The organism is Gluconobacter thailandicus F149-1 = NBRC 100600, from assembly GCF_000964465.1.
In the GTDB taxonomy this organism is placed as follows: domain Bacteria; phylum Pseudomonadota; class Alphaproteobacteria; order Acetobacterales; family Acetobacteraceae; genus Gluconobacter; species Gluconobacter thailandicus.
The window spans coordinates 1-26,696 of record NZ_BANH01000057.1 but is presented as its reverse complement, the minus strand read 5'-3'; the positions used below and the strand labels follow the sequence as shown (position 1 = coordinate 26,696).

Sequence of the window (26,696 nt, the reverse complement as noted above, 5' to 3'; positions counted from 1 at the left end):
CGGGGTAAAAGTATTGACCTCGCGACCGTCAGAGGAAATTCCTTCGGATGCCCCGCTTTTTAAGTGCCTGCCTTCTGCCTGGCTGTCTGCTTGTCGCAGGATTGCTTTCTTCAGCAACAGCACGCCCGGTTATATCCACTTCTTCAAGTGGTGCTGATGCACCTATGCCAGCTGCCGCTCAAGCTCTCATCAAACATTACAAGATGCAGCGCGTGCCCGTAGAGGGCGGATGGTTTGCACAGCTACAGCGTACAGCCGAGACCATTCCGGGATCAGCCCTTCCAGAACGCTATGACGGGATTACGCATCCTCTCTCGACGGCTATCCTGTTTGTCGAAACCCGGCGGGATTTTTCCGCGCTGCACAAACTCAAGACAGCCGAAATCTGGCACTTCTATTCTGGAGATCCCGTCCATCTCCTCCTGCTGCACCCGGACGGCATTGCAGAAGAAATTGTGCTGGATCGTGACCATCCGGCCTATGTCGTGCCTGAAAATGTCTGGCAGGGTTCAGCCCCGGTTGGACCCGGCGGCTGGTCTTTTGTAGGCACAACAATGGCTCCCGGATTTATTCCGGAAGATTTTCAGCCTGGCGAACGCAAGGCCCTAAGTCAGCGTTATCCCGCATTCCGCAAACAGATTACTGCCCTGACCCGTACGAAGGACCAACCTTGATGAACATCAGGCCCGGCATTCTAGCGCTCCTGTTTGCACCCACCCTCGCTGCAGCTCAGGTCGTACACCCCGCACATGTTCCTGCCATTTACCCTGCCCCCGGAAGTACATTGCAGGAGTTCGTAGGTATCCGTTCCGTCCTGCTTTCGACCCATCAGAGTATTGCTTTATTCACTCTGGCGCCCGGAACAGCCTACCCGGAAAGCTATAACAGGACATCCGAAGAGATCTATCTCATCCATGAAGGCAAAGGCACTGTCTGGCTCGGGTCGGACATTTCACCGGTTCAGGCAGGTGATATTGTCCGCATCAGCCCACACCTCAAACACCATATTGCTGCCGCGGCCAACTCATCTCTCAGCTTTTACGCAATTTCTGCCCCGCCCTTTACGGCTAATGATTATGTGCAAACCCAGAACCATTAATTTTCTCCGTTCTGAAGCACTCAATTTCCTTCAGAAATTTTAATAGTTCTGATTGTGATTTAGTATTAAAAACCTTTTCCTGACTGGGCGATGAAGCAGGTAAAACGATTAGACTGCTGTCGCCTGTCCAGTTTTCCATACAATCTTTAATGTTGCGGTAATCGGGCCTCCATACTCCGGTTGAACGGAAACTGTATTAAAGCCTTATGCAGCTGCCCGTCTCTTCGTCCGAAGCGCAACCTTTACCGCGCAAACATACCCGCGATCATCGTGTCGATGCATTGCGGGGGGCTGCCTTGCTAATGATGCTGGCAGACCATGTGCCAGATAACCTCATCAATCGCATTACGATCCGGAATTTCGGTTTCGCTGACGCTGCCGAGATTTTCGTCCTGCTCGCTGGATATGCGTCTTATCTGGCCTATGGCCGGCTAATCGACCGGGCAGGCTGGAGCAGCGGCATCAGGCGCATTCTTTCCCGCTGCACCAAGCTATATCTTTATCAAACGGCCCTGACGCTTGTCTTCGTCTGGACGGTTCGGCACTGGCGCCATTACGAACCCGTACCCGACTATATTCTTGAGCCGCAACTGGCACATGGTTACGGATGGCTCTGGCGCACCCTGACATTCGATGCTTTGCCCAGCTACCTGAATATTTTGCCAGTTTACATTGTTCTTCTGGCATTGTTTCCGCTGATTTATGCCGTTCTCAAAAAGAGTACCTGGCTTCTGCTAGGTATCAGTTCTGCAATCTGGGGCGCCGCCAATATTGATCCACACATTACCATTCCAAACTGGCTGGACTCGAATGGCTGGTATCTCAACCCATTCGGCTGGCAGTTTCTCTATATTCTGGGGGTAGTGGGAGCGGTCTGGGCCTCACGGCATAATGGCGATCTTCCCTCCCGTACGTGGGCCAAAGTGCTCTGCAGCGGCTACCTGATCGGCGCATTTATCCTGTGTTTTCCTTATGAATACTGGCACCTTGGCAGCCTGAGACTTTTCCCTGCGCCCCTCAATAATGGCAAAGCAACCCTCGCCATCTGGCGGTTGTTTGACATCATGTCGATCTTTTACCTTGTTCAGTCATCCAGCCTGTTGCGGCGCTTATCCGCAGATCGACTGGGGCAGGTTCTGGCCCTTCTGGGTCGAAACTCTCTGGAAGTGTTCTCGTTCGGGACGGTTCTTGACCTGCTGGGACGCCTGATCCTTGGCAGTTTTGGCACGGGCCTCGGACTTCAGATCCTCATCAATGTTCTGGGGCTGCTCCTGACATTCGCCATGGCTGTCCCGCTGGATCGCTCTCGCCAGAGAGCGAAAGCGGCCAGAGCCAGCACGGCCCTTCAAACGGCAACCGTGCGTCCCGGATAGCTGATCTCGAACCTTTCCTGATCCATGGGAAACAGACGGACAGACACATCCATCCCATTTTCATGATCCAGACGCTCCACGACTTCACCATGCTGGTATAGCCAGGCAAGGGCCGCACCATCCTGAAGGGAGAGTTGGACTCTGATATCCAGCATGGCCTGTGTCAGATACTGGTCCAGCGTCTCGAAAAGATCAGGAATACCATCGCCAGTGATCGCTGAGATAGCGACTGCATTTTCCCGCTTCGGAACAGCTTCAACACCACCCATCAGATCGGCCTTGTTCAGAACCTCGATCGTCCGTTCCGGCCACTGGGCGTCCAGCATGCCATCCCGCACCATGCCGTCCAGAACATTCAGAACGTCAGCCCGCTGCGCTGCGCTGTCCGGATGAGCAATGTCACGCACATGGAGGATGACATCCGCCTGAGATACTTCTTCAAGCGTCGCCCGGAAGGCAGCAATCAGTTCCGTCGGCAGGTCACTGATGAAGCCCACCGTGTCGGACAGAATAACATTCCGTCCTGAAGGCAGACGAAGCGCCCGCATGGTCGGATCAAGCGTTGCGAAAAGCTGATCCTGAGCATGGACCGAAGCGCCAGTCAGAGCATTGAACAGCGTTGATTTACCCGCATTCGTATAACCTACCAGAGCCACAATCGGGAAAGGAACACGCTTGCGGGCATCACGATGCAGGCCACGCGTCCGACGCACCTGCTCCAGTTCTTTCTTGATCTTGCCAATCCGCTCGGCAAGCATCCGCCGATCTGCCTCCATCTGGGTTTCACCCGGGCCGCCAAGGAAGCCAAAGCCACCACGCTGACGCTCAAGATGGGTCCACAGGCGGACAAGACGTGAACGCTGATATTCCAGATGTGCCAGTTCAACCTGAAGCACACCTTCACGCGTTGCCGCACGGGCACCGAAAATATCGAGAATAAGGCCGGTCCGGTCCATAACCTTGCAGCCAAGGGCCTTTTCAAGGTTACGCTGCTGGCCCGGAGAAAGGCGCGCATCAATGATGACAACATCAACCTGATCGAGCTTCACTGCCTCGGCAAGCTGTTCGACCTGTCCGCTTCCCAGAAGTGTTGCAGGGCGTCTGGCCCGCAGCAGGATTGCGGCCTGACGGACAATAACAAGCCCGATGGAGGCGGCTAGACCAACCGCTTCTTCCAGTCGGGCATCAGCGGCCCGGATGTCTTCCTGTGGTCCTGTCTTTTCCCAGGGAAGAATGACAGCAGCGCTGTGTAGCAGGCTTCTTGGTATCAAATCCGCTCAAAGTTCATTTTCCGTAAAGCGTGGGAGCGCTCCCACCGGCATGATTGTACTGATGGCATGTTTGTAAATGAGCTGAACATGCCCATCACGGCGCAGAAGCAGAGTCTGGCCGTCAAACTGGGCCACAACCCCCTGGAGCTTCACACCATTAACCAGAAACACCGTAACCGGCGCTTCAGCCTGACGAAGATGCTGGAGAAAAACCTCCTGCACGGTCTGTGTTCCGGCGGGAGAATTGGAAGGTTCTGACGTCACTGTGCTGTTGTCTCGCCGGTCCTGAAAAGAAGAAGAAATAGGGTCACAGATCGCTCAACTTCCGACCGCCGAAGAGGTGGAGCGATCTTCCTGTGTCGTCACGCCCAGTTGCTTGAGCTTGCGATGCAGCGCACTGCGCTCCATGCAGACAAAATTGGCCGTACGACTGATATTTCCACCCAATCGCATCAACTGGACCTGAAGATACTGCGTCTCGAACAGGTCACGCGCTTCCCGAAGTGGAAGGCTCATGACATCCGCCCCGGAATTCAACCGCGTCATGGAGGGCGCACCCTGACTGATGCTGGACGGCAGCATGTCCGCACGGATGGGATCACTTCCCGAACCCGGCATCATGATCAGCAGACGCTCCATCAGGTTCCGCAACTCGCGAACATTCCCCGGCCATTCATAAGCCTGCAGGGCAGCCAATGCGTCCACGGAAAGCTCACGGATCGGAAGCCCTGATGATTGCGCGCAGCGCTCAAGAAAGTGCTTGGCCAGACCAGGTATGTCCTCCCGACGCTCCCGCAGGGACGGAATACGCAGCGGTACGACAGCAAGACGGTAATACAGGTCTTCCCGGAACCGGTGCGCCATGATCTCGGACTGAAGATCACGATTCGTCGTCGCAATCACGCGGACATCAACCTTGATGCGCGTATTGCCGCCAATCCGCTCGAACGTCTGATCCTGAAGGGCGCGGACAATTTTACCCTGCGTCTCCAGAGGCATATTGGCCACTTCATCAAGCAGCAGCGTACCCCGATGGGAACGCTCCAGAACGCCCCGGCGCGCTGGTTGTCCATCGCTGCCCTCAAGGCCGAACAGCTCTTCCTCAAAGCGGTTCGGAGCCAGCGTGGCGCAGTTCAGTGCAACAAACGGTCCTTCCGCACGGCGGGACCGCGCATGAATCATGCGCGCAGCCACTTCCTTGCCAGAGCCCGCCGGGCCGGTGATCAGCACACGGGAATTGGTCGGTGCAACACGTTCGATCTGCCCACGGACAGCCGAAACGGCTGCACCTTCACCTGACAAGGTCGTTTCCGGCCCTGCCCGCAGCCGCAATTCTGCGTTTTCACGCTGCAAACGCGCAGCTTCCAAAGCACGCTGCACGACAACCAAAAGCCTGTCAGACTGAAAAGGCTTCTCGATGAAGTCATATGCACCGTGTTTGAGACTGGCGACCGCCGTCTCAATCGTGCCATGACCCGAGATCATCAGTGCAGGCATGCCCGGCTCTTCGGCCTGCATGATCTTGAGCAGCTCAAGCCCGTCCAGCTTCGACCCCTGCAACCAGATATCCAGAATGGCCAGGGACGGTCTGTTGGCTCTGAAAAGTTCCAGAGCCTGATCGGAGTTCGCGGCCGTGCGGGTCGCATATCCTTCGTCGTTCAGGATACCTTCGATCAGGAACCGGATGTCCGGCTCGTCATCGACGATCAGAATCTCATGTTCCATCTGTCATCCTCATGATCCGGCCTTCCTTCTCTCCCGCACCGCCTGCTTCTGCCAAAGGCAGAGACAGCGTGACGAGCGTCCCGCGCCGTCCGGTGGACGGATCGGGCTCCCGATCGGTGAGTTGAAGCATCCCGGCATGGTCCTCCATGATCTTTTTGACAATCGCAAGACCGAGGCCCGTGCCCTTCGCCTTGTGTGTCACATAAGGCTCGGTCAGCCGGTGGCGTTCCCCCGCTGGCAGACCGATCCCGTCATCTTCTATCCCTAGCAGGACATGCCCGTCCCGAATGTGCAAGCCCACCACAATGTGTCCGATTGGCTGCACCGTTCCGTCAGAAGCCTTTTCTCCCGGTTTTCCGCGGCCTGTCATGATAATGGCGTCGGCTGCATTCTGTAGCAGATTTGTCAGTGCCTGCCCGATGAGTCGCCGGTCACAGCGTACAACCGGCCCGGATGGCGGAAGATTGACCGTCTCGAACACAATATCGGGATGGGCATTTCTCTGAAGGACCAGAGCCTCACGACAGATCCTTGAGAAGTCCTCATTCTGCATGACAGGCTGCGGCATCCGCGCAAATGCCGAGAATTCATCGACCATCCGGCCAATGTCTCCAACCTGTCGAACGATTGTGTCCACAAGCTGACTGTAGGTATCCGGATCGCTCTGAATTTCCTTCAGAAAACGCCTCTTGAGTCGTTCAGCTGCGAGCTGGATCGGCGTCAGCGGGTTCTTGATCTCATGAGCGACACGCCGCGCCACATCGGCCCACGCCGCCTTGCGCTGTGCAGACTGAAGAGCGGTAATATCGTCGAACGTCACGACATAACCCGCTACATCCGTCCCGCGCAATTCAGCCACAACCCGGACCAGAAGCGTCCGACCCGCACCGGCTCCTCCGCCTTCGCCTGGCCCCCCCGGCCGTTGCGCGCCATCCGTATCCACCTGAATTTCATCCGTATGGACCCTGTCAGGGGCAATGCGAGCTTTATCAAGCAGAATGGAAAATTCAGGGACACTCACGGAGAGCTTTCTGCCAATCGCTGGCTGAAGATCGCGTTGCAGCACTACGGAGGCTGCGCGGTTCGGCAGTTCAATAACCTGCCCGCGATCCAGACCGATCACACCAGCCGACACGCCTGCCAGAACGGTTTCCGTGAAGCGGCGGCGCTCATTGATCTGATCGTAAGCCTGCATCAACTCGGAACGCTGGCTCTCAAGCTGATCCGTCATCCGGTTAAAGGCACGGGACAGACCCACAACCTCGTCGTCTTTCTCCCGGATTGATTTTGCCGGCACAGGGACACGGACACCCAAATCACCCTGGGAAATCCGCGTTGCCGCGAGAATCAGAAGACCCAGAGGGTTGGCAATACGGTTCGCCAGAGCCAGACCGGTCAGCATACCAACCGCCAGAACGAGCAGGCCCATCAGGCCGAAGATGACCACGACCGTGACCTGCGTTTTGCCCCGATTGGAAATCATGCGCTGGTAGTCCTGCACGAGTTCATTCGTACGGCGCATATGTTCCAGAACATCGGGATCTACTGGTCGGGTAATGACCAGCATCAGACCCGAATTTCCACCCAGCGACACAACAGCCCGCACCATACGCTGATCAGGCCGATCCAGAATGGCGACATCCCCGGCGCGCGCCATCTCGACAACAGACTTCGGTGGCAGCGGAGGCCGGGCATTCATGTCCGTATTGCCCAGAAGGCCGCCAACCCCCAGAACCTTGTTGGTCAACGGATCGAAAACTTCCGCATCCGTCAGACCCCGTTCATAAACCTCATCATCCAGCAGTTCCTGAAGACGCGAAGGATTGTGAAAAAGGTCTGTTCCATGTGTGAACAGTTCATCGTTCTGAATCAGGATGAGCGTGTTTGCGAGGGCAAAAGCTTCCGTCCGGATATTATCGTTGTGCTCCTGCAAATAGCCGGCCGCGACAGAGCGGGCTTCTGACAGGGCATTGCTCACCCGGTTGGAGAACCAGATCTCCACGCCATAATGGAAGAACAGCGCAGCGACAGCTCCCACGACAATCGTTGGTGCAACCGCCACGATTCCGAAAAGGGTAATGAGCCGCGCATGAAGTCTCGCACCAGCCAGACCGAGACGACGCTCTGCCAGCATCCGCCCGATCTGCACCACGCCTGCTGCTGTGATGAGCATGAGCATGATAAAGTCGAGCAGGAAAATAATGGCCTGCACCTGAGGGCGATGCGCCAGGGACATTCCACCCGCAAGAACGACAAAGGTCGCAAACGCCAGAACCAGCGCCATGACGGTCAGGAGAACCACCCCGTTGGCGCTTGTCAGTCGTCTCAGCACACGCCCCGGAGACAAAGAACTCACTCGTCACTTCCCTTTGGAACCGTAATATCCAGTTCCCTGATCTTCTTGCGCAAGGTGTTGCGGTTCAGACCGAGCATGGCGGCGGCCCGAAGCTGATTGCCACTTGTCCGGCGCAGCACCATGGTAATGAGCGGACGCTCGACTTCCCCCACCACACTGGCATGAAGGTCGCCTGCATCATTCTCGAGACCCGTCTCGAAATACTCTGTCAGCGGGCGCTCAAGTGCTCTGGCCAGCCCCCGCGGTCGATCATTCCCGGCTCCGGGGAGCCGGCAGACAGCACTGATCCGCTCTGGCCCCAGTCTCTGGGACGGCTCGAATGCCGTCAGCCAGCGATGTAGTCCAGCCTGAAAACCACCCTGCCGGAGCAGCAGCGTCAGATCATGGCGGCTGGCAGCAATAATCCTGACATCTGCCCCCAACTGTTCGATTTCCTCAATAAAACGAACCTGCAAGGACGGCCCAAGGCAATCGATCTCGTCCAGAAGCAGGGTTCCTCCGCGTGCCTGGGCGAACCATCCCGCTTCACGCCCACCAAACAGGGCTTCTTCCCGCAGGGCGCAGGGTATGGCGGTTAGCGCAGCGACAACGAAGGGCTTCTGCGCACGACGGCTATGGCTATGCAGACGGCGCGCCACATCCTGCCGGTCCAGCCGCGAGGCGCCATAAAGAAAAACGGGACGGCAGGCCTCATCGGCCAGCAGAGGTTCAACCTGCGTCATCATGCCTGACGGTAACGATAACGGTCAGACAGGATATGCCTCATGATCTCAAGCCGCCTCACTGCATCCATCACGCGGCATACTGCCAGCAGGTCCGTTTTCACGATCCCTTACCACCCCTGCTTCGATATGCCGGTCGTAGAACTCTTCCATCACGCCAATCGCTTCCGGTGCATTATCCACACGGTTGATGGCGGACCGGAACGTGGCAGACCCTGGCAAACCTGCGGAGTACCAGGACACATGCTTGCGCGCGAGACGCAGGCCTGGACGCTCCCCGAAATGATCGAGCATCATGCGGTAATGGCGCAGGGCAATAGATTTTTCCGTTACCAGATCCGGGTCCGGAACATCCTGCCCCGTTTTCAGGGACTGAGCCACCTGCGCCGTAAACCACGGTCGGCCATAGCATCCTCGCCCAATCATCACGCCATCTGCACCAGACTGATGCAAAGCCTCACGCGCATCACGGATCGTGTTGATGTCGCCATTCACGATAACAGGCAGGCCTACAGCATCCTTTACGGTCTTTACGAAACGCCAGTCTGCCGTCCCATTATAGAACATCTGGCGCGTACGCCCATGAACCGTCACAAGGCGGATCCCGCTCTCTTCCGCAATTTTCGCAAGGCGTGGTGCATTGAGGGAATTGTGATCCCAGCCCATCCGCATCTTGAGCGTCACGGGAACATTCACAGCCCGCACCGTGGCCTCAAGAATCTTTCCCGCCTGCACTTCGTCACGCATCAGGGCAGAGCCGGCCATCTGGCCAATCGCGACCTTCTTTACAGGGCAGCCGAAATTGATGTCGATGAGGTTTGCACCGCCATCAACCGCAATCTTCGCAGCCTGTGCCATCGCCTCCGGATCGCACCCGGCAAGCTGAACCGCATTCGGGCCGTTATCAGCCGAACGCGCCATCCGCATGGTGTTCTCGTTTTCCCGGATCATCGCCCAGGACGCGATCATTTCCGAAACGACCAGCCCGGCGCCCAGATCGCGCGCAAGCTGACGAAACGGCAGATCCGTCACGCCCGAAAGCGGAGCGAGGATCACCGGGTCTTCGATCACCACACCCTGGCCAAGATCAATCGGCGCGAGAACGCGGTTCGGGGGAGCAGAAGAGGAGGAAGCTGTCATGACACCATCAATTTACCGATGCGTCCGCGCAAGCGCAAACGCTCCTTTGCCACGAAACCGTTAACGCCTCTGAAACGCTATGACATAGCACCTCTTCCATCCCCAGCAAGGCAACGCAGGAAGTTCCCATGCCCCACATCACCGCGACCGACGGAACGCGTATCCATTACGAAGAGCAGGGGCACGGACGCCCTCTGGTCATGATCCATGGGTGGACGTTTTCGGGTCGGTTTTTCCATCGCAATGTTGAAGCTTTGTCCGAACACGCTCGTGTCATCACCATGGATCTTCGCGGGCATGGACGCTCGGACAAACCGAAACATGGTTACCGCATAGCGCGCCTTGCAGCTGATTTGCGGGACCTTATCGGAGCATTGAACCTTCAGGATGCCACGGTGCTGGGATGGTCCATCGGCTGTCCGGTCATCTGGTCCTATCTGGAGCTGTTCGGACAGGAACGCCTTCGAAGCGCTATCTTCGTGCAGCAGACACCCAAACAGTATTATTCTCCGGAATGGAAGCTCGGCCACGCCACCTGCTATGATCAGGCCGGACTGGCCTACCTCCAGCAGCAGGTTTTTCTCGATTCCGAAAATTTCGACCAAAACAATCTGGCGGACTGCCTGAGTCATGAGATTCCGAAGGAGGAGAAAACCTTTCTCCTGCGTGAAATGGCCGCCAGCCCCGACTATGCCCGCTCTGCCATGATGGCGGATCATACAACCCAGGACTGGCGAGACGTTCTGCCGCATCTCGGTCTGCGCTCTCTCATGATGGTGGCCGAGAAAGACAATATCCTCCTCGCAGGCGGGCCCGCATGGGTGGCAGATCATATGCCGAACTGTGAAGCCGTTTTCTTCAAGGACAGCGCCCATATGGTGTTCATTGATGAAACGGAGAAATTCAACCGGACCGTCATCGAGTTCCTGAAAGGCTGATCCCATGTCCCTGCCTTTTCTGTTCGGCATGAACGAATTCACCACCCAGCCCTGGTCCTTCGAAGAAGATGTTGCACACTATAAGGCTGCAGGTGTTCAGGCGATCGAGATCTGTGAGGCGAAGCTGGACCCTGCGCGCATCCATGAACAGATGACCCTGGCTGCCAGCAGCGGGATGGTCATCAGCGCCATCCAGCCGTCCGTGCGCACATTCTTCGAGAGCCGGATGGCTCCACAACCGTCCGAACCGGCACAGCGGGTCGCGCGGCTCAGAAAAAGTCTTCAGACACTTGCGCCCTATGCGCCCGGCACCGTTTTCGTCACCAATACGGGTGCGCCACCAGCCGGCAACATGCATAAGGTCATGGACGAGACCATCCGGTATCTGCGGGATCTCTGCCCTCTGGCGGCCGATCTTGGCGTGTCCCTGTCGCTGGAGCCGTTGAACCCGACCTCTGTGAATATCGAAAGCGCCATCTGGACCATCGATCAGGCGATGGACATCATTGACGGCGTCGGGCACCCGGCCATGGGCTTGTGTCTGGATTACTGGAACATCTGGCAGCAGGATGATGTCTGTGCTGCGATCCACCGTGCGGGAGACAAAATCAACGCCCTTCAGGTCAGCGACTGGCGCACGCCCTTCTCCCCAACAGACCGCCTGATCCCCGGTGATGGGCTGATCCCGCTCCATGATCTGCTTCATGCCACCTGGGAGGCCGGGTTCCGGGGTGCGTGTACGGTTGAGATCTTTTCATCCGATGTGCCGGACAGCCTCTATGATGGCGACCTTGACGACCTGATTGCAGCCTCCCGTGCAGGCCTGGAACAGGCATGGCAAAAAGCCTGAATTCAGGCCGTCGGGCCGATTTCCAGCCGGTGCCGCTCCAGACCGGCTTCCATAATCACGAACCGACCGTCATCACGCAGACGCACGAACCCCATGCGCTCAAGACGTTCCAGACAGGGCTGGTCACGTAGCCCCGTTGGCCGCCCTGCATCGCCACAAAGGAGCAACCGGTGCAGGGTCGAGCGGCAACACGTTTCAAGATAGGGTTCTTCCCACATTGTTCCGCGTCTATCCCGTCCCCATGCTGCCGCCAACCCCTCTACCCTCACGTTGTGCCCAGCCCTGTGCACCACGAGCCGGTTTGCGGTAAGGAAGAGACCCATGATTGATCTTGGAAAACTGGCCACACCCCTCCTGCATCGCTTCGACCCGGAAACGGCGCACGAGCTTGCCATAAACTCCATGGCCCTCGGACTTGGAGGGTCTGCCCCGAAAGACGTTCCGGCCCTGGCCACCCGCGCATTTGGTCTTCGCTTTCCGAACCCGATTGGTCTGGCCGCCGGCTTCGATAAAAATGCCCGTGCCGTCCGCCCGCTTGCCAAACTCGGATTCGGTCATGTGGAAGCAGGCACCGTGACACCACGTCCACAGCCTGGAAACCCACAGCCGCGCCTCTTCCGACTGCCGGAAGATGGTGCGATCATCAATCGCATGGGGTTCAATGGCTGCGGCATTGATCGCTTCTGCCGTAACCTCGCGCGCCTGCACCGCCCGATGCCTAATGGTCGCACCCGCGGTGCGACTGTGCCTTTGGGCGCGAATATTGGCATCAACAAGATCGGCGCCGATCCCCTACGCGACTATCCGGAACTCGTCTCTCGCGTCAGCCCCTATGTGGACTACGTGACGATGAACCTGTCGTCCCCCAACACGCCCGGCCTGCGAGACCTTCAATCCGCACAGATGCTCACGGATCTGCTGGCAGCGATCAATACCCGCAACCCGGACCGCCTTCCCCTTCTGGTCAAGCTGGCGCCCGACATGGACGATAGTTCTTATGAACCCATTCTCGAAGCCGCCATTGCGGGCGGAGCGCAAGGCCTGATCCTGACCAACACCACAATTGCCCGCCCTGCTGGCCTCCACAGTGCTTTCGCTTCGGAAACAGGTGGTCTCTCTGGACGTCCGCTTGCTTTGCGTTCCCGTGAAGTCCTGAAAGTCGTCTCCGGCCTCAATAAAGGACGAATTGCCCTGATCTCGTGCGGTGGCATCGAAACCGGTGACGATATTCTCGACCGGATCCGTATGGGCGCAGATATGGTGCAGATCTATTCGTCCTTCGTTCTTCAGGGGCCGGGAATTCTTGCACGCCTGAAAAAAGAACTTCTTGAAGCCATGCGCCGCAACGGATTCGAGACAATCGCTGATGCGCATGGAACCCTACGCCCAGCCTGAAGCAGGCCGGTTCCAGACACAAGATTTTTCCAAGCGCCTCCGTCGTCAAAAGCGGGGGCGTTTTCTGTTTGCTGGACATAAAAATCTGACCGATCAGCAAGTATACACGACCTTCCTGAACCTTGATCCCGTTCAGATCGTTGAAACGACACATCAATACCAGGAGTGAAAGCCCCACATGAGAGAGCCCAGACCCACAGTGCCCGAAAAGTCCCGGCGAACCCGCCTCACTCGCAGAGGTGCTTTCCTTGCCCTGACGCTCTTGTGTGGCGTGCCTCTCCTGACGTCTGCTGCCCCAGCGGCGACTTCAGCGACACAAACCACACCGCAAAAAGTTCCTGCAGATACGAATGGTGGTCTGGGCTGGAGTGCGGTAGCGGATACAATCAACCATCAGCTTGAAGACAGCTCTGCAACCCTCAAGCAGATCTTCACCACACTCAATCGCGCTGACACCAATATCGGCAGCAGCGAACTCGATGACCTTTCGGCCCGGGCCCAGCGCGTTCAGCAGAATACCCAGGATGCGCTGACTCAGGTCCAGTCCTATGACGACATTACGGATTCCTATCTCAAGATTCTTGGCCCAAAAGCCGCGGACAATGAGGACAGTTCCGTCACCGCCCAGCGCGCGCGCCTCCAGCAGAATTCACAGGCCGTGAAGTCCGCGCTGATGCGCGCCAAGCTTTACAGCCTTCAGGCCCAGCAACTGAATTCGGCTGTGGCCACACGGCGCACCCGCCTGCAACAGGCAGCGCTGTCACAGCGCACGATCTCTCCGGCAGCACCAAAATTCTGGCGCGCCCTTCTGACCGAACGCCCGGAGAACCGCTCATCCCTTCACCCAGGCGGCGTTCTGGCAGACTGGATGATGCTCCTGGTCGGTGGCATCGGAACGCTGGTTCTGGTTGGGGTCATTTCACCGTTTACCCTCAAAGCCCTATCCCGTGCGGGGGCCAGATTTCGGACCTCTGCCGAGAGTGGCGTGAAAGATGCTCTGGCCAACAGTGTTCTCGCTATTACCCTCAATGGCATTGTCTGCGCGGCCTTCAACGGCATTGTCTGGCTGATCTGGAGCGCCGCCGCCCTTGATGTGGAAGGCGGCCCGATCGCTCTGACGCTTGGCGAAAGTCTGCCGGTCTGCGGGTTCATCATCGGCGCCGGCCTTCCGGTCTTCGGACGCAAGGGGGTTCTGGCTGCCGGAAACCCTGGAGAACGAAAGGCCCTCCGTGGCGTGGACTGGATGCTGGCCCTCAGCATTCTTTCCCTGAATCTTCTTCGCGCTTTCCAGACACAGGATGTCTTCGGCCCGACGCTTCAGACGCTTCTGGAAATCGTCTTCTCCCTGACAGTCGGCATCTGCGCCGTCGACATCTTCCGACGTCTGGGCAATCAGGACGATACCCGGACGTTCGCCCCCACCGCCCTTGGTCTGTCGTCTCTGGTCTTCGGCATTTCTCTGGTGGCTATCCTGCTGGGCTATGTCTCTTTCGCGTTCTCGCTGAACGGGTGGCTGCTGTCGATCGGAACGGGCCTGGCTATCGTCATACTGCTGGGCCTGTGCTGGCGGAGCGTGCTGGATCACGTCTTTAATTCGGAAGGGCGGTTCAGTGTCCGCCTTCACGCCCTCGGTCTTTCGTCCCGCCGCCTGACTCAAATCAGTGTCATCCTGTCCGGATTAGGCAACATTCTGCTGCTGCTGCTGCTCTTCTCCATCGCCCAGACGGATGGCAGCTTCAGCATGGCCGATATCGGTAACCGGCTGCGGCTTCTGTTTGTCGGCAACACGATTCACGGCGTTAAAATCTCGCTCGACACCGTTGTTCTGTGCATTGGACTGGTCATTGTCGCCTACTATCTGATCCGTCAGACAAAGCACTGGATCCGGGATCGCTTCCTGCCGACCACACAATTGGATATCGGGGCAACCACATCCATTCTCAGTATCTTCACCTACTGCTCCTGGATTCTCGTCGGCCTCGGCATTCTTTCAATTGCCGGCCTGTCGGTCCAGAATCTGACATGGGTCGTCAGCGCCCTGTCGGTGGGTATCGGTTTCGGCCTTCAGTCCATCGTTCAGAACTTCGTGTCCGGCATGATCCTGATGGCAGAGCGCCCGGTTCGCGTCGGGGATCTGGTCGAGATTGCCGGAGCCAAGGGTGACGTCAAGCGCATCAGTATCCGCGCCACGGACATCGGCCTGGGCGATGGTTCGACACTTATCGTGCCGAACTCGCAGTTTATTACTTCCAGTGTGAAGAACTGCACGACTTCCGGCTCGACCAGCGTCCTCACAGTGAACTTCAAGGTGCCCAGCACCGCGGATCTGGACAAGGTAAAATCCCTGCTGATCGAAGTTGCCGCGCAACGTCCCGAAGTTCTTTCCAACCCCGCTCCGTCTGTGAAAGTCAGTGCACTTTCAAACTTCAATCTGACGATGAGCCTGAGTGTCCGCATCATGTCTGCGCGGGACGGGGGGAATGTTCAGGATGCCATCCTGTTTGATGTGTTCCGCCGCTTTGGCTCGGAGAATATCACCCTCACAACTGCCTGATGGATCAAATGCCTCGCCGGAAAACCTCGCATTTCCGGCAGGCATCCATTACGGTTTTCCTGTCAGTACTGTCGGGACACGGACCATGACTCCGCCGTCACACATTTCAGGGCACAACACGACCGGGCAGGTTTTCCATCTGCCGTTGCGTTCGCGACTGCTGGCCACCCCGGAAGCTGCCGTCTATCTTGGTCTTTCCCTGCGGCGCCTCAAGACACTGTCTATCCTGGGCGCAGGGCCACAGCGCACCCATACGCCAGACGGACGACCCGCTTATCGTCGGGAAGATCTGGAAACGTATCTTTCCACCCTATACGAAAAAGCAGACATTTCAGATACCGAAAGGGTAAGGCGCCGCGCCGAGCGGGCCAATCAGCGCAACGCGACCCTGGAGCGCCTGCAGGCTGCCCCGCAGATAGACCTCCCGTTGCCTGATCCGTTCATGATGATGGCCACGACCGGGGAAATGTGCCAGCATATGGTCTTCTTCGCTCTGAAGGTCATGGCCATTTTCGGCTTCATCCTTCTGTGCATTTCGCCCACTCCGCTCCTGCGGACCCATTTCAACTGAGCCGAAACAGCCCCGTATGAAAGTTGCCGTTGTTGCCATCGTCCGCGATGAGGCCTCTGATATCCTCGCATGGCTCGGATGGTATGTCAGGCTAGGCGTCGATACGGTCATTCTCTTTGATGATGGCTCTACAGACGGAATGGATCGCCTCGTTACGGATGCAGCATGTGTGCACGATATTCGCCTGTATCGGATCAAAGGCGGCAGCGGGTCACATGTCGACCGCCAGCGGCTGGTTTACCTTGAAGCGCTCGAACATCTCAAAGCCGAATTTGACTGGATCGGCTTTCTGGATGCCGACGAATATCTGAGCCTCCAGAACCACGACACGATCCAGGACTTCCTGGGCAGCTTTCCGGATGAGGTCGGGGCAGTTGGTATCAACTGGTGCAATTATGGCAGTTCCGGCCATGTCACCAAGCCACTCATGCCAGCCTTCCACGCCTTTACACACCATTACAAACCTGAAAACGGTATCAACAGGCACGTCAAATCTTTCCTGAGACCTGATCGGTGGAGCAGACACTGGTACAATGTCCACTACTTCGACGTCGCGCCTTACAGCTACGTTGATCCTGCCGGACGAGAAATTTATTGGTCGGATACCAAAGGGATCATTCAGGATCCTCCGGACTGGAACGGCGCAAGAATTCTGCATTTTCAGCTTCGAAGCATGGAGCATTACATTGACCGGGCACGGAAACGTAAGGATATCACCCTTCAGGTAGATGGCTTCACCGGCGCTGACCACAATGATGTTTATGATCCCTCTCCCCAGCGCTACACGAGCACCATCCGGGAATGGGAACGCAAGGTTGCCCGCCAGTGTCATGCACGTGTTCTGGATGCGCTGCCGGAGAGCCTGACACAGACTTCCCGATCAGAAGCTCCGGCCTTTGAACTCTTTACGCTCACCACATCGGACAAAGGGCTGATCGGGGTGAAAAATTCCACCCCTTATGTGATGTCCGGGGAATTTCTGGACACACCGCTTCTCGCACTGCGCCTTGGAACTACAAGTAGCCGCCTTTATCTTCTGGCCGTGGATCAAGAGGGAAATATTGCTCCCCTCGCCTTGGACGGTGACGCCAATCTTCTCGATTTCCTGCCCTACGACATCGTCTATACCAACACCCGGAACGTCGTGGCACTTCGTCAGGCTGACCAGGAATACTACCTCGGTGCAGTCCCGGCAGCGCTCGGAGGGCAAGTCTTTTCAGACCGCCGGACTGCCAAGGACTGGGAACTGTTTGAGCTTGCTTCCCTTGCCGACCAGTCCCTGACACAAAAAATTCTGACAGGCCCAGCCTTTCAGTTTGCCGCTCAGGCGCTGTCGCATCCAGCGTCCCTGCAAACGATCAGTGCTCTGTCCCGCGAAGACCTGAGGCTGACGGTCTCTATCTTTCCGTTACTCACCGATCAGCTGGAAGAAAACAAGCGGCAGGAACTGAAGAGCCTTCTTCGTTCCTGACACTCAAGCAAAGGTCTCAGAAGCCGGACAGAACGGCTTTTCCGATCCCTTTGCCACTCTCCATGAGTTCATGCGCCTTACGAAGATTTTCCAGCGTGATCGGACCGATGGTCTGATGGAGGGTTGTGCGTAGAAGCCCGGCATCCACCAGTGAGGCGACCTGACCAAGAATACGCCCCTGCACAGCCATATCAGGTGTCTCGAAGACAGGGCGCGCAAACATATATTCCCAATGCACGGACAGCGACTTGCGCTTGAACGGCATAATGTCGAACTCGGCAGGATCATCGATCATGGCCAGCGCACCTTGTGGAGCCAGCGCACGAACAATCGCGTCCTTGTGCTGTCCCGTCGCCGTTAACCCGGCCACATATCGCACATGCGGGATACCAATGCGCGTCAGCTCCTGATCCAGAGGCCGGCGGTGATCGATCACATGATGCGCGCCCATGGCCTTGCACCATTCAACGGTCTCCGGTCGGGACGCCGTAGCGATGACCTTCAGGCCCGTAAGGCGTCGTGCGATCTGTGTCAGAATGGAACCAACGCCGCCCGCCCCGCCGACGATGAGCAGCGCATCCGGGTTTTCCATCTCTCCTGCCCGCAGACCCAGTCGATCAAACAGAAGCTCCCAGGCCGTCAGGGCCGTCAAAGGAAGCGCAGCAGCCTCCTCATCCGTCAGACTTTCAGGAGCAAGCGCAATGAGACGTTCGTCAACGGCCTGAAAACGGGCGTTGCTTCCCTGCCGCAGACTGCTTCCAGCATAGAAGACGCGATCACCAGCCCGGAACCCGCGCACCTGGCCGCCGGTCGCAACGACCCGACCAACTGCATCATAACCCAGAACACGCACCTGCCCCTCTGGGGGAGCAACGGAACGCAACTTCGTATCAACCGGATTGACGGATACTGCCGAAATCTCAACCACAACATCCCGCGGCCCCGGCTCGGGAGTAGGAATGTCCAGTTCTATCAGCGCATCCGTTTCATCAATGCGGGTCGCACGGGTATGTCCGAACGCTTTCATGGGAAACTCCACAGGCTTTTCAGGAATGACGATCCATCAGCATACTGGTGACGGCGGATTTGAATGGCAGAAGCCGGTTGGCAACCGCCAGCCCGAGCTTTCGTGCTGCAAGGAATGGCGCTTCATCACGCGTATAAACTGTCGCAATGGCATTCGTAGCGGCGAACAACGGCGCCGTCGCCAAACGATGCGTCCGTGCAAATTTAGACAGAACCGAAGGTGCCCCTGCATCCCCCGGCCCGTCATGAATGGCGCGCGCCAGAACTTCCTGCCCTTTCAGACCCAGATTGAACCCATGCGCGGTAATCGGATGCATCCCGACGGCAGCATCCCCGATCAAGGCAAAGCGCGGCGCATGGAAGCGATGGGCATACACAGCCTTCAGAGGATAGGAACAGCGCGGACTTTCGACCGTCATCGGCCCCATGCGACCGTGTGTGCGCTCCGTGATCTCAGCACTGAAAGCCTCCGGCGCAAGGGTTTTGAGACGGGCAATGTCATCATCTGGCAGTGTCAGTACCAGAGAGGACGATGCACCTTCCCGTCCATCAGGCGCGATCGGAAGCAGCGCGATGGTCTGGCCTTCATCAAACCACTGAAGCGCCGTATGGGCATGAGGCTCCGGATGATGCATGCGGCACACAAGGATACTGCGACCGAAATCATGGACGATCGCTCCGATACCGGCGGCATCCCGTAGTTTCGAGAAGCGGCCATCAGCCGCGACCAGAAGGTCTGCGTTCAGCTTCGTACCATCTGTCAGCGTCACGCTCGCGGATCGGGCATCATGCCGCGCTGTCTCAATCCCTTCGCCTGCACGGATTTCAACGCCGGGTGTACGAGCTGCAACGCGATACAACGCACGGCGGATCAGGTGATTGGCAACAAGATGGCCCAGCGCCTCAGGCCCCTCAGCAGGCGCATCAAACAGAAGCGGAGCACTCCCGACAGCTCCTGTTTCGATCCGGGCCGTATGCATCAGGCAAATGGACTCTGCCGGAATTTCAACCCAGGCCCCGGCATCTTTCAGCCAGTTGGACGCATGATGTGTCAGGGCAATTTCGCGGCCATCGAATGGTGGATCAGCAAGAATGGAGAGCGGAGACCGCTCAACAACACAAACCTGCCGCCCATCCCGTGCAAGAGAAATGGCACAAGCAAGCCCAACCGGGCCCCCGCCCGCGACAATCACATCATACTGCATGCGCCTCAGCCCGCGTCTGCGCCAAATGTGACGGGCTCACCTTTCCAGATGGCCATGTAGTCATCAACATCGGCCCGCTTGCGTCCCTCGACCGGCTTTTCCGACGTCCCTACGAACAGGAAACCTGCAAGACGATGAGGCTCCTTGAGACCCAGCGTTTCCAGTAGAGCACGGTCTTCCGAGAATGCGCCCGTCACCCAGACGCCGCCAAAGCCTTCCGCATGAAGCGCATTGAGAACGTTCATGGCTCCGGCTGCCACAGACATTTCCTGTTCAATGACCGGAATCTTGCCATCGGGCTCAATATGCATCCCCAGAGCAATAATCATGGGCATGCTTGAAAAGCGGTCCCGGCGCTTGGCTTTTTTGGCGGCAGGGGCATCCGGCTCCTGCCGGTCCATGGCGTCCAGCACAACCTGGGCAAACGCCTCACGGTGCTTTCCCTTGATAACCGTGTAACGCCAGGGCCGCATCCGACCATGATCCGGCGCTCGAAGCGCAGCGGACAGGATATTGCGAAGCTGATCTCCCTTGGGGGGCGGCTCCACGAGGTTATCCGTCGAGGCGCGGGAGAGAAGGAATTCGAGGGATGCATGATGATGTGCCATGGGTTCAGATATGGCGCGATCGACCGCATCCGCCAAGAGGCTTGCAGAGTCTTGCCCAAACTCTTGAAGAGAGGTGACAGAAACCCTGTTCTGCGGCACTCTATGAGCCTCCTTTTCCATCACTCATTTCAGGGACAGCGTGGAAATAACCCTCACGCTGGTGTAGCAGAACCACCATGACCGAAACCCGTCACGCCCGTCTGCACCGCGCGACAAGCGAAACCGACATCACTCTTGCCCTGTCCCTCGACGGTCAGGGACGCTCCACCGTGGACAGTGGCATCGGCTTTTTCGACCATATGCTGACGGCACTTGCCAAACATGGTGGCTTTGATCTGGAGCTGGTGGCCAAGGGTGATCTGCATATCGACGGGCATCACACGGTTGAGGATGTCGGCATCGTTTTCGGTCAGGCATTCCGTCAGGCCATTGGTGACAAGCGCGGTATCGAGCGCTTCGGTCATGCTCTGGTTCCGCTGGATGAGGCACTGTGTGAAGCAGTCGTGGATATTTCCGGCCGACCCTATCTGGCGTGGAATGTCACATTCCCGCGCGAAAAGATCGGCACGATGGATACGGAACTGTTCGAAGAGTTCTTCCGTGCTTTCGCCATGTCTGCCCATATTGCCCTGCATCTGACCTGCAAGGCTGGCACCAATGCTCATCACATCGCGGAAAGCGGCTTCAAGGCCGTGGCCCGTGCCCTCCGCGTGGCCGTCTCCATGGACCCGCGGGCGGCAGGCGCCATCCCGTCCACCAAGGGCGTCCTGTGAAGCTGTTCACACCCTGCGTTGACCCGAACTCGTCCCGTCCGCTTGGCCTGCCCGTCATGGTGCAGGAGGGCTTTTCTTGGCGGGTTCTGTTTTTCGGCTGGCTGGGCCTCCTGACTTACGGCACCTGGATTTCCGCCATGATGGCGGCGGCCGTTTCGATCCTGCTCCACCTTCTGGTGTCGGCGCGTTGGGAAATGGCCCTCATTGTCAGCCTGCATGCCGCACTCGCCACTTTCACGTCCGATATCCGCCTGTGGGAGATGCGCCTTAACGGGCGCCAGATCGGTGCGCCGATCACTGCCCCCAGCAAGGATATTGCGCTGCTCCGCTGGGCGGACCGGCAACCTTCTCCCGTTTCACCCCCGGAGTTCCCATGCGCGTCGTCGTAATTGACTATAACGGTGGCAATCTTGCCTCGGCCGCTCAGGCCGCCCGCAAAGCCGCTACCCTCCGGGGTATCGACGCCGACGTCACCATCACCCGCGATGCCGATGCGATCCTGAATGCGGATCGTCTCATCCTTCCGGGTCAGGGCGCCTTCGCGGACTGTGCGGAAGGGCTGGGCACGGACCTTCGCAATACACTCGAGACCGCAACTGCTAACGGCACACCCTTTCTGGGTATCTGCGTCGGCATGCAGCTCATGAGCGAATATGGCCTGGAGCATGGTCGCACTGAAGGCCTAGGCTGGATTTCCGGTAATATCCGCCGCATGGACGAAGCTGCGGATGCCGGTTTGCGCCTGCCCCATATGGGCTGGAACACTCTGGACTTCACGCCCGGCGCGCATCTGCTGACGGAAGGGCTGGAACCCGGGGTGCATGGCTATTTCGTCCATTCTTTTGCCCTCCATGACGGCAACCCTGACGAACTGGTAGCAACTGCACAGTATGGTTCTTCGGTCCCAGCTATCGTCGCTCGCGGCAACCGTTGTGGCACGCAGTTCCATGTTGAAAAAAGTCAGGCTGTCGGCCTTACCATCATGGGCAACTTCCTGCGGTGGACATCATGACCGTTACCTGCGAACGCGTCGTCTCGTCCCTGCCTCCCGATGACATGGAAGCTCTGTGCGAGGCTGTAACGGCGGCCATTCTTGATGGTGGGGGCTTTGGATGGCTGCAGCCGCCTGGCTCTCAGGCACTGGAACGCTACTTCGAGGGCATGCTCCTCGTTCCGGAACGCAGTCTTTATGTCGTCCGCGACAAGGGCATGATCTGTGGCGCGGGTCAGCTTGCCCGGCCGCCCTCCAGCTATGAAGCCCATGCCGCGACCGTCAATCTGACAGGATTTTTCGTAGCCCCTTATGCGCGTGGCCGTGGTCTTGGTCGCGCTCTGGCCAATGCCATGATCCAGGGCGCGAAAGCCATGGGCTGCAAGGTTATTAATTGCGACGTGCGTGAAACGCATGACGCTGCTATCGGGCTGTTCCGGTCGCTCGACTTTGAGCACTGGGGAACCCACCCCTATTATGCACGGATCGGAGGCCAGACGGTGCGCGGACTTTTCTTCTCCAAACTTCTTGCCGGTGAACATGAAGCTGCACGCTGGCAGTCCAGCATCGCCGCGCCTGATGCCGGTGGCGCACCCGTACCATCCGAAGCGCCAGAAAAAGCCGCCCATGGTCTGACACTCTACCCCGCCATTGACCTGAAAGACGGTGCCTGCGTCCGTCTGCGTCGCGGCGAAATGGAAGATGCCACGCATTATTCCGATGATCCGGCAGCACAGGCGCGTCTGTTTGAGGAAGCCGGCTGCCGTCACCTGCACGTCGTGGATCTGAACGGTGCTTTCGCTGGCAAATCCACGAACATCCCGGCCATTGAATCCATCGTGAAGGCCACAAGCCTGCCCGTTCAGCTGGGCGGTGGGATCCGTGACATGGCCGCGATCGAGCGTTGGCTGGAAGCTGGCGTGTCCCGCATCATTCTTGGGTCCGTCGCCGTCAAGGACCCGGAACTGGTCCGTCAGGCAGCGCGTGCATTCCCTGGACAGATTGTCGCCGGCATTGATGCCCGTCAGGGCCGTGTCGCGACGGAGGGCTGGGCCGAAGTTTCCGAGCTGGAAGCCAATGATCTGGCTCTCCGCATGGAAGACGCTGGCGTTGCTGCCATCATCTTCACGGAAATCACGCGTGACGGTATGCTGGCCGGTCTGGATCTGGAACAAACGGCTGATATGGCGCGCCGCCTGTCTATCCCTGTGATTGCAAGCGGAGGTGTTGGCACCCTGGATCACCTGAAGGACCTGCGTGAAATCGCCCGCACGGTTCCAGGCATTTCCGGTGCCATTGTCGGCCGCGCGCTTTATGATGGCCGCATTGCCCTCAAGGACGCTCTGGACGTGCTCGGTTCATGCTGAAACTCCGCGTCATTCCGTGTTTGGACGTCAAGGACGGCCGCGTCGTCAAAGGGGTGAACTTCGTCTCCCTTCGCGATGCGGGTGATCCGGTCGAACAGGCAAAACTCTACGACGCCGCTGGTGCAGACGAACTGACGTTTCTGGACATCACGGCCAGCGTCGAGAACCGGGACACCATTCTGGATGTCGTTCGCCGGACTGCTGAAGCCATCTGCCTTCCGCTAACGGTTGGCGGGGGCGTCCGTACCTGTGAGGACATGCGGCGTTTGCTTCTGGCCGGTGCGGACAAATGCGCCGTGAATTCAGCGGCGATCACGCGTCCGGAACTGATCCGCGAAGCATCGCAGCGCTTTGGCAGCCAATGCGTGGTGGTGGCAATTGATGCGCGGTCGAATGGTCGTGGTGGCTGGGAAGTCTATGCCAAGGGCGGCCGAGAACCTACCGGACTGGATGCGGTGGAATGGGCCAAAAAGATGCAGGATCTGGGCGCAGGCGAAATCCTGCTCACCAGCATGGATCGTGATGGCACGAAATCCGGTTTCGACCTGGACCTGCTAAAGGCCGTTTGTAGCACCGTCACCATTCCCGTGGTTGCATCTGGCGGCGTGGGTGAACTCCACCATTTCGTTGAAGGCGCACAGGTTGGTGCAAGCGGCCTGCTCGCAGCCAGCGTATTCCACTTCGGACAGTTCCGCGTTGGGGACGTCAAACAGGCATTGAACGAGGCCGGCCTTCCGGTCAGACTTGGAGAATAAGGCAATGGCAAAGGCAGCAAAACCGGAAGAGCGTAAGGCATCTCCAGCAAGAGAGCATGTGCTGGAACGCCTCTTCGAAACTGTTCAGTCCCGCCGCGGCACGGACCCGACGCTAAGCCATTCCGCACGTCTGATGGCACGCGGACGGAACAAGATTGCCCAGAAGTTTGGCGAAGAAGCTGTCGAGTGTCTGATCGAAGCCGTGAATGGCAATCGCAAGGAACTCGTCGGAGAAAGTGCTGACGTTCTGTACCATCTGATCGTTATGTGGGTAGACGCAGGCGTTTCCCCGGAAGACGTCTGGGCAGAACTGAAGCGTCGCGAAGGCACCAGCGGCATTGCCGAAAAAGCCTCCCGTCCCAAAGAGAAACTTGGCTGAAGGAGGCATTCACATGACGTACGATCACAGCAACATTTTCGCCCGTATTCTTCGCAAGGAAATTCCGTCCCGCACGGTTTACGAAGACGATTACGCACTCGCTTTCCATGACATCGCACCTCAGGCACCAATCCACGTACTGGTCATCCCTAAAGGGCCATACGTGTCCATCGCGGATTTCAGCGCGACAGCTTCTGCTGACGAGATCACCGGGTTCTGGCGCGCTGTCGCAAAGATCGCGGAAGACGAGGGCCTGACGAAAGAAGGCTTTCGTCTCATCAGCAACTCCGGCCCTAATTCCGGGCAGGAAGTTCCGCACTTCCACGTCCATCTTTTCGGCGGCACATCCCTCGGACCGCTACTCTCCAAAAAATCCTGAAATAACGCTTGCCAAGCCCGAGGGGGTCTTCTATTAACCCCCTCGCCCTAGTCCCATTCGTCTAGAGGCCTAGGACACCGCCCTCTCACGGCGGCAACAGGGGTTCGAATCCCCTATGGGACACCATCTAATTTATCGCAGTTTTCTGCGGACTTTAGTGGTAATTGGATAATATCCTGACTTTCCATATATTGGATTTTGAGCCATTCCTGAGCCAATCAGGAAAATATGGCTCTCTGCTGTCAGGGGCTTCGCATGAGCGAAACAGACAAATCAGGACTCGACCCGGCCACAGGTAAACCCCTTCCCAAGGGTGTTTGGTACCGTGGCCCCGGACAGTATCAGGCCCGCAAGATGGTCGATGGCAAACGTCTGAGAAAGACCTTTGCCTCCTCAGCTCTGGCTCGACGCTGGCTCAACGAGAAAAGAGCCGAAGTCGACCTTGGACAGTTCAAGGATACCTCTTCTCTCGACAGAATGCCCATCAGGGAACTGGTGGAACGTTATCGCGACACCTGCATGGCTCACCGAGAAGCGGACAGGATAGGTCATATCCCTGCCCTGCTGGATGACCCGGTGGTTCATGTCATGGTCAGCAAATGGCTGCCTACGGATGTCCGGGCTTTCAGGGACAGAATGCTGAAAGATGGCTATGCCCCGGCCACAGTCGTCAAACGCCTGAACCTTCTGGCCAGCATCATTCAGCACGCAATCAGCGAATGGGATATCCATACGGTCAATCACGCTTCGGGTAGGGTTGTGAAACGACCACCCGGCGCAGACAAGAAGCGCAATCGCAGACTGTCTGGCAACACGGACAATGATTACGGAAAAAGCGAGTACGAGCGTCTTATCATTGCTGTCGCCCGCTCTCATTGCCCGGATGACGCCTGGCTTGTGAAATGGTCCATTGAACAGGCTTGCCGCCTCTCAGAGTCCGTCTCGCTTTGCTGGAAGAATATCGACTTCGAACGCAAGACCCTTTCTTTGGAACGTGTCAAGAACGACAAACACCGCGAAGAACTCGGAGACGAGAAAAGACCCCTGACACCAGGAGCACGTCGCTTACTGCTGAAAAAGCTAGAAGAGATGCCTGAGGCTCCTGCGGCAACCGACAGGCTGTTCAATGTGGGAAACGAGAAGGCTTTTTCAGTTCGCTATGGACGTATCGTTAAAAAAGCAGAGCTGAAAAATCTGACCTTCCACGACCTACGTCATGAAGCAACATCCCGGTTGGCAAGATTTCTGACGAACCCGCTGGACCTAATGCGAGTAACAGGCCATCGCGATCTCAAATCTCTCGATAGATATTATCAACCGATACTTTCGGAGCTTGTTGAAAAAATCGAAGAACAGGAAAGGCTTCTGGGCATACTATATATGGAGTAACTATTTTAATAATTAAATAAATATCTTCAGAAAATTTTATTGTATAACAAAGCATATGATTACGACAAGTTCTTTTCGCAGGATGAATACTTCGATTTCAGACCTAGAAATTACTTGAATAATAAGACTGCATCGCAGTCTTAACCCACGGCAACGTAGCTATGATTCGTGATCCAAGTTATTAATTCTCAAATAAAAACTAAATATCTACCAAAACGTAATCTGTACCGAAACCGGTCATTTAAGGAATGCTGTCAATAACAGCCTGAGGGAGACAGCAAGTACTGTTCCTCAACTCCCGGTATTGGAACAGTACAGGCCGCAGTGGACGGTCCGCCAGACTGTCGTACGGCTGACCC

General features: G+C 57.4%; 27 protein-coding genes and 1 tRNA gene. 18 read left to right on the top strand and 10 right to left on the bottom strand.

Translation table 11 applies throughout. The annotated features are described in order from the left end of the window. Positions 1-47: 47 nt before the first annotated feature. The 3 genes from B7444_RS13155 (at position 48) to B7444_RS13145 (ending at position 2,472) form a co-directional block, all read left to right on the top strand. Entirely contained in the window at positions 48-674 is a 627-nt protein-coding gene (locus tag B7444_RS13155) for a cupin domain-containing protein (RefSeq protein WP_007284014.1), read from the top strand. Then, positions 674-1,099, top strand: a complete 426-nt coding sequence (locus B7444_RS13150) for a cupin domain-containing protein (RefSeq protein ID WP_007284015.1) — start codon at positions 674-676, stop codon at positions 1,097-1,099. Before B7444_RS13155 ends, B7444_RS13150 begins: the two co-directional genes overlap by 1 nt. Before the next feature lie 206 nt (positions 1,100-1,305). After that, on the top strand, positions 1,306-2,472 hold the full coding sequence (locus B7444_RS13145) for an OpgC family protein (RefSeq protein ID WP_035729190.1): 1,167 nt from the start codon (positions 1,306-1,308) through the stop codon (positions 2,470-2,472). Here the strand turns inward: B7444_RS13145 and hflX are convergent. Genes hflX through dusB form a run of 6 tightly spaced genes read right to left on the bottom strand, consistent with a single transcriptional unit; the run spans position 2,445 to position 9,686 of the window. Next, positions 2,445-3,743 (bottom strand): GTPase HflX, encoded by a 1,299-nt coding sequence (gene hflX / locus B7444_RS13140; protein ID WP_007284017.1) that lies wholly within the window; start codon positions 3,741-3,743, stop codon positions 2,445-2,447. The two genes, B7444_RS13145 and hflX, sit on opposite strands and share 28 nt — an antisense overlap. Before the next feature lie 6 nt (positions 3,744-3,749). Next, positions 3,750-4,007: an RNA chaperone Hfq gene (gene hfq, locus B7444_RS13135; protein WP_007284018.1), complete on the bottom strand. Its 258-nt coding sequence runs from the start codon at positions 4,005-4,007 to the stop codon at positions 3,750-3,752. Between the two features lie 54 nt (positions 4,008-4,061). Next, on the bottom strand, positions 4,062-5,468 hold the full coding sequence (gene ntrX / locus B7444_RS13130; protein WP_048855194.1) for a nitrogen assimilation response regulator NtrX: 1,407 nt from the start codon (positions 5,466-5,468) through the stop codon (positions 4,062-4,064). Beyond that, the gene (locus B7444_RS13125) at positions 5,458-7,824 is read right to left on the bottom strand and encodes a sensor histidine kinase NtrY-like (protein ID WP_016738119.1); all 2,367 of its coding nucleotides are present in this window, start codon (positions 7,822-7,824) and stop codon (positions 5,458-5,460) included. Before B7444_RS13125 ends, ntrX begins: the two co-directional genes overlap by 11 nt. Then, positions 7,821-8,549: a sigma 54-interacting transcriptional regulator gene (locus B7444_RS13120; protein ID WP_007284021.1), complete on the bottom strand. Its 729-nt coding sequence runs from the start codon at positions 8,547-8,549 to the stop codon at positions 7,821-7,823. Before B7444_RS13120 ends, B7444_RS13125 begins: the two co-directional genes overlap by 4 nt. Positions 8,550-8,594: 45 nt before the next feature. Then, on the bottom strand, positions 8,595-9,686 hold the full coding sequence (gene dusB / locus B7444_RS13115; RefSeq protein ID WP_007284022.1) for a tRNA dihydrouridine synthase DusB: 1,092 nt from the start codon (positions 9,684-9,686) through the stop codon (positions 8,595-8,597). 128 nt (positions 9,687-9,814) lie between these two features. Here dusB and B7444_RS13110 point away from each other — a divergent pair, with 128 nt between their 5' ends. After that, positions 9,815-10,624 (top strand): alpha/beta fold hydrolase, encoded by an 810-nt coding sequence (locus tag B7444_RS13110; protein ID WP_015073530.1) that lies wholly within the window; start codon positions 9,815-9,817, stop codon positions 10,622-10,624. Positions 10,625-10,628: 4 nt separating this feature from the next. Continuing rightward, complete coding sequence (locus B7444_RS13105; protein WP_007284025.1) at positions 10,629-11,474, top strand: sugar phosphate isomerase/epimerase family protein; 846 nt, start codon at positions 10,629-10,631, stop codon at positions 11,472-11,474. Between the two features lie 2 nt (positions 11,475-11,476). On the opposite strand, the gene B7444_RS13100 is transcribed toward B7444_RS13105, so the two are convergent. Continuing rightward, entirely contained in the window at positions 11,477-11,692 is a 216-nt protein-coding gene (locus B7444_RS13100) for a hypothetical protein (RefSeq protein WP_007284026.1), read from the bottom strand. A 103-nt stretch (positions 11,693-11,795) separates the two neighbouring features. On the opposite strand from B7444_RS13100, the gene B7444_RS13095 reads away from it, so the two are divergent. The 4 genes from B7444_RS13095 (at position 11,796) to B7444_RS13075 (ending at position 17,465) form a co-directional block, all read left to right on the top strand. Continuing rightward, positions 11,796-12,869, top strand: coding sequence for a quinone-dependent dihydroorotate dehydrogenase (locus B7444_RS13095; RefSeq protein ID WP_007284027.1), 1,074 nt, complete (start codon positions 11,796-11,798; stop codon positions 12,867-12,869). A 178-nt stretch (positions 12,870-13,047) separates the two neighbouring features. Beyond that, positions 13,048-15,423 (top strand): DUF3772 domain-containing protein, encoded by a 2,376-nt coding sequence (locus B7444_RS13085; RefSeq protein ID WP_231502776.1) that lies wholly within the window; start codon positions 13,048-13,050, stop codon positions 15,421-15,423. A gap of 85 nt (positions 15,424-15,508) precedes the next feature. Next, positions 15,509-15,994, top strand: coding sequence for a hypothetical protein (locus tag B7444_RS13080; protein WP_007284030.1), 486 nt, complete (start codon positions 15,509-15,511; stop codon positions 15,992-15,994). Positions 15,995-16,010: 16 nt separating this feature from the next. Then, positions 16,011-17,465, top strand: a complete 1,455-nt coding sequence (locus B7444_RS13075; protein ID WP_007284031.1) for a glycosyltransferase family 2 protein — start codon at positions 16,011-16,013, stop codon at positions 17,463-17,465. Positions 17,466-17,481: 16 nt separating this feature from the next. Here the strand turns inward: B7444_RS13075 and B7444_RS13070 are convergent, their stop codons facing one another. Genes B7444_RS13070 through B7444_RS13060 form a run of 3 tightly spaced genes read right to left on the bottom strand, consistent with a single transcriptional unit; the run spans position 17,482 to position 20,403 of the window. Further along, a complete protein-coding gene (locus tag B7444_RS13070) occupies positions 17,482-18,492 on the bottom strand; it encodes a zinc-binding alcohol dehydrogenase family protein (protein ID WP_186810583.1) in 1,011 nt (336 codons plus the stop codon). Positions 18,493-18,511: 19 nt separating this feature from the next. Beyond that, the gene (gene ubiM / locus B7444_RS13065) at positions 18,512-19,696 is read right to left on the bottom strand and encodes a 5-demethoxyubiquinol-8 5-hydroxylase UbiM (RefSeq protein ID WP_007284033.1); all 1,185 of its coding nucleotides are present in this window, start codon (positions 19,694-19,696) and stop codon (positions 18,512-18,514) included. A gap of 5 nt (positions 19,697-19,701) precedes the next feature. After that, positions 19,702-20,403 (bottom strand): nitroreductase family protein, encoded by a 702-nt coding sequence (locus tag B7444_RS13060; RefSeq protein ID WP_007284034.1) that lies wholly within the window; start codon positions 20,401-20,403, stop codon positions 19,702-19,704. A gap of 77 nt (positions 20,404-20,480) precedes the next feature. Between B7444_RS13060 and hisB the strand changes: the two genes are divergently transcribed. From hisB to B7444_RS13015, 9 genes are all read left to right on the top strand, one after another. After that, positions 20,481-21,077, top strand: coding sequence for an imidazoleglycerol-phosphate dehydratase HisB (hisB, locus tag B7444_RS13055; protein ID WP_007284035.1), 597 nt, complete (start codon positions 20,481-20,483; stop codon positions 21,075-21,077). Then, on the top strand, positions 21,074-21,466 hold the full coding sequence (locus tag B7444_RS13050) for a hypothetical protein (RefSeq protein WP_007284036.1): 393 nt from the start codon (positions 21,074-21,076) through the stop codon (positions 21,464-21,466). The genes hisB and B7444_RS13050 overlap by 4 nt, the downstream gene beginning before the upstream one ends. After that, positions 21,451-22,089 (top strand): imidazole glycerol phosphate synthase subunit HisH, encoded by a 639-nt coding sequence (hisH, locus tag B7444_RS13045; RefSeq protein WP_007284037.1) that lies wholly within the window; start codon positions 21,451-21,453, stop codon positions 22,087-22,089. The genes B7444_RS13050 and hisH overlap by 16 nt, the downstream gene beginning before the upstream one ends. Further along, positions 22,086-23,435, top strand: a complete 1,350-nt coding sequence (hisA, locus tag B7444_RS13040) for a 1-(5-phosphoribosyl)-5-[(5-phosphoribosylamino)methylideneamino]imidazole-4-carboxamide isomerase (protein ID WP_035729192.1) — start codon at positions 22,086-22,088, stop codon at positions 23,433-23,435. Before hisH ends, hisA begins: the two co-directional genes overlap by 4 nt. After that, positions 23,429-24,190 carry an imidazole glycerol phosphate synthase subunit HisF gene (gene hisF, locus B7444_RS13035; RefSeq protein WP_007284039.1) on the top strand — a complete coding sequence of 254 codons (762 nt, stop codon included), beginning with the start codon at positions 23,429-23,431 and terminating at the stop codon, positions 24,188-24,190. The genes hisA and hisF overlap by 7 nt, the downstream gene beginning before the upstream one ends. 4 nt (positions 24,191-24,194) lie before the next feature. Next, positions 24,195-24,569 carry a phosphoribosyl-ATP diphosphatase gene (locus tag B7444_RS13030; RefSeq protein WP_007284040.1) on the top strand — a complete coding sequence of 125 codons (375 nt, stop codon included), beginning with the start codon at positions 24,195-24,197 and terminating at the stop codon, positions 24,567-24,569. Between the two features lie 13 nt (positions 24,570-24,582). After that, positions 24,583-24,948 carry a histidine triad nucleotide-binding protein gene (locus B7444_RS13025; protein WP_007284041.1) on the top strand — a complete coding sequence of 122 codons (366 nt, stop codon included), beginning with the start codon at positions 24,583-24,585 and terminating at the stop codon, positions 24,946-24,948. A 50-nt stretch (positions 24,949-24,998) separates the two neighbouring features. Continuing rightward, a tRNA-Glu gene (locus tag B7444_RS13020) sits at positions 24,999-25,074 on the top strand. Between the two features lie 129 nt (positions 25,075-25,203). Continuing rightward, on the top strand, positions 25,204-26,337 hold the full coding sequence (locus B7444_RS13015) for a site-specific integrase (protein ID WP_146911367.1): 1,134 nt from the start codon (positions 25,204-25,206) through the stop codon (positions 26,335-26,337). Positions 26,338-26,696 lie beyond the last annotated feature (359 nt).

Excerpts from the sequence above, each read along its gene's own strand:
- B7444_RS13015 (WP_146911367.1), top strand. The coding sequence starts at position 25,204 with ATGAGCGAAACAGACAAATCAGGACTCGACCCGGCCACAGGTAAACCC.
- B7444_RS13025 (WP_007284041.1), top strand. The coding sequence starts at position 24,583 with ATGACGTACGATCACAGCAACATTTTCGCCCGTATTCTTCGCAAGGAA.
- dusB (WP_007284022.1), bottom strand. The coding sequence starts at position 9,686 with ATGACAGCTTCCTCCTCTTCTGCTCCCCCGAACCGCGTTCTCGCGCCG.
- B7444_RS13095 (WP_007284027.1), top strand. The coding sequence starts at position 11,796 with ATGATTGATCTTGGAAAACTGGCCACACCCCTCCTGCATCGCTTCGAC.
- B7444_RS13070 (WP_186810583.1), bottom strand. The coding sequence starts at position 18,492 with ATGAAAGCGTTCGGACATACCCGTGCGACCCGCATTGATGAAACGGAT.
- B7444_RS13105 (WP_007284025.1), top strand. The coding sequence starts at position 10,629 with ATGTCCCTGCCTTTTCTGTTCGGCATGAACGAATTCACCACCCAGCCC.
- B7444_RS13030 (WP_007284040.1), top strand. The coding sequence starts at position 24,195 with ATGGCAAAGGCAGCAAAACCGGAAGAGCGTAAGGCATCTCCAGCAAGA.
- B7444_RS13100 (WP_007284026.1), bottom strand. The coding sequence starts at position 11,692 with ATGTGGGAAGAACCCTATCTTGAAACGTGTTGCCGCTCGACCCTGCAC.
- hisF (WP_007284039.1), top strand. The coding sequence starts at position 23,429 with ATGCTGAAACTCCGCGTCATTCCGTGTTTGGACGTCAAGGACGGCCGC.
- B7444_RS13085 (WP_231502776.1), top strand. The coding sequence starts at position 13,048 with ATGAGAGAGCCCAGACCCACAGTGCCCGAAAAGTCCCGGCGAACCCGC.
- ntrX (WP_048855194.1), bottom strand. The coding sequence starts at position 5,468 with ATGGAACATGAGATTCTGATCGTCGATGACGAGCCGGACATCCGGTTC.
- B7444_RS13075 (WP_007284031.1), top strand. The coding sequence starts at position 16,011 with ATGAAAGTTGCCGTTGTTGCCATCGTCCGCGATGAGGCCTCTGATATC.
- hisH (WP_007284037.1), top strand. The coding sequence starts at position 21,451 with ATGCGCGTCGTCGTAATTGACTATAACGGTGGCAATCTTGCCTCGGCC.
- ubiM (WP_007284033.1), bottom strand. The coding sequence starts at position 19,696 with ATGCAGTATGATGTGATTGTCGCGGGCGGGGGCCCGGTTGGGCTTGCT.
- B7444_RS13150 (WP_007284015.1), top strand. The coding sequence starts at position 674 with ATGAACATCAGGCCCGGCATTCTAGCGCTCCTGTTTGCACCCACCCTC.
- B7444_RS13145 (WP_035729190.1), top strand. The coding sequence starts at position 1,306 with ATGCAGCTGCCCGTCTCTTCGTCCGAAGCGCAACCTTTACCGCGCAAA.
- hisA (WP_035729192.1), top strand. The coding sequence starts at position 22,086 with ATGACCGTTACCTGCGAACGCGTCGTCTCGTCCCTGCCTCCCGATGAC.
- B7444_RS13110 (WP_015073530.1), top strand. The coding sequence starts at position 9,815 with ATGCCCCACATCACCGCGACCGACGGAACGCGTATCCATTACGAAGAG.
- B7444_RS13120 (WP_007284021.1), bottom strand. The coding sequence starts at position 8,549 with ATGATGACGCAGGTTGAACCTCTGCTGGCCGATGAGGCCTGCCGTCCC.
- hisB (WP_007284035.1), top strand. The coding sequence starts at position 20,481 with ATGACCGAAACCCGTCACGCCCGTCTGCACCGCGCGACAAGCGAAACC.
- B7444_RS13080 (WP_007284030.1), top strand. The coding sequence starts at position 15,509 with ATGACTCCGCCGTCACACATTTCAGGGCACAACACGACCGGGCAGGTT.
- B7444_RS13155 (WP_007284014.1), top strand. The coding sequence starts at position 48 with ATGCCCCGCTTTTTAAGTGCCTGCCTTCTGCCTGGCTGTCTGCTTGTC.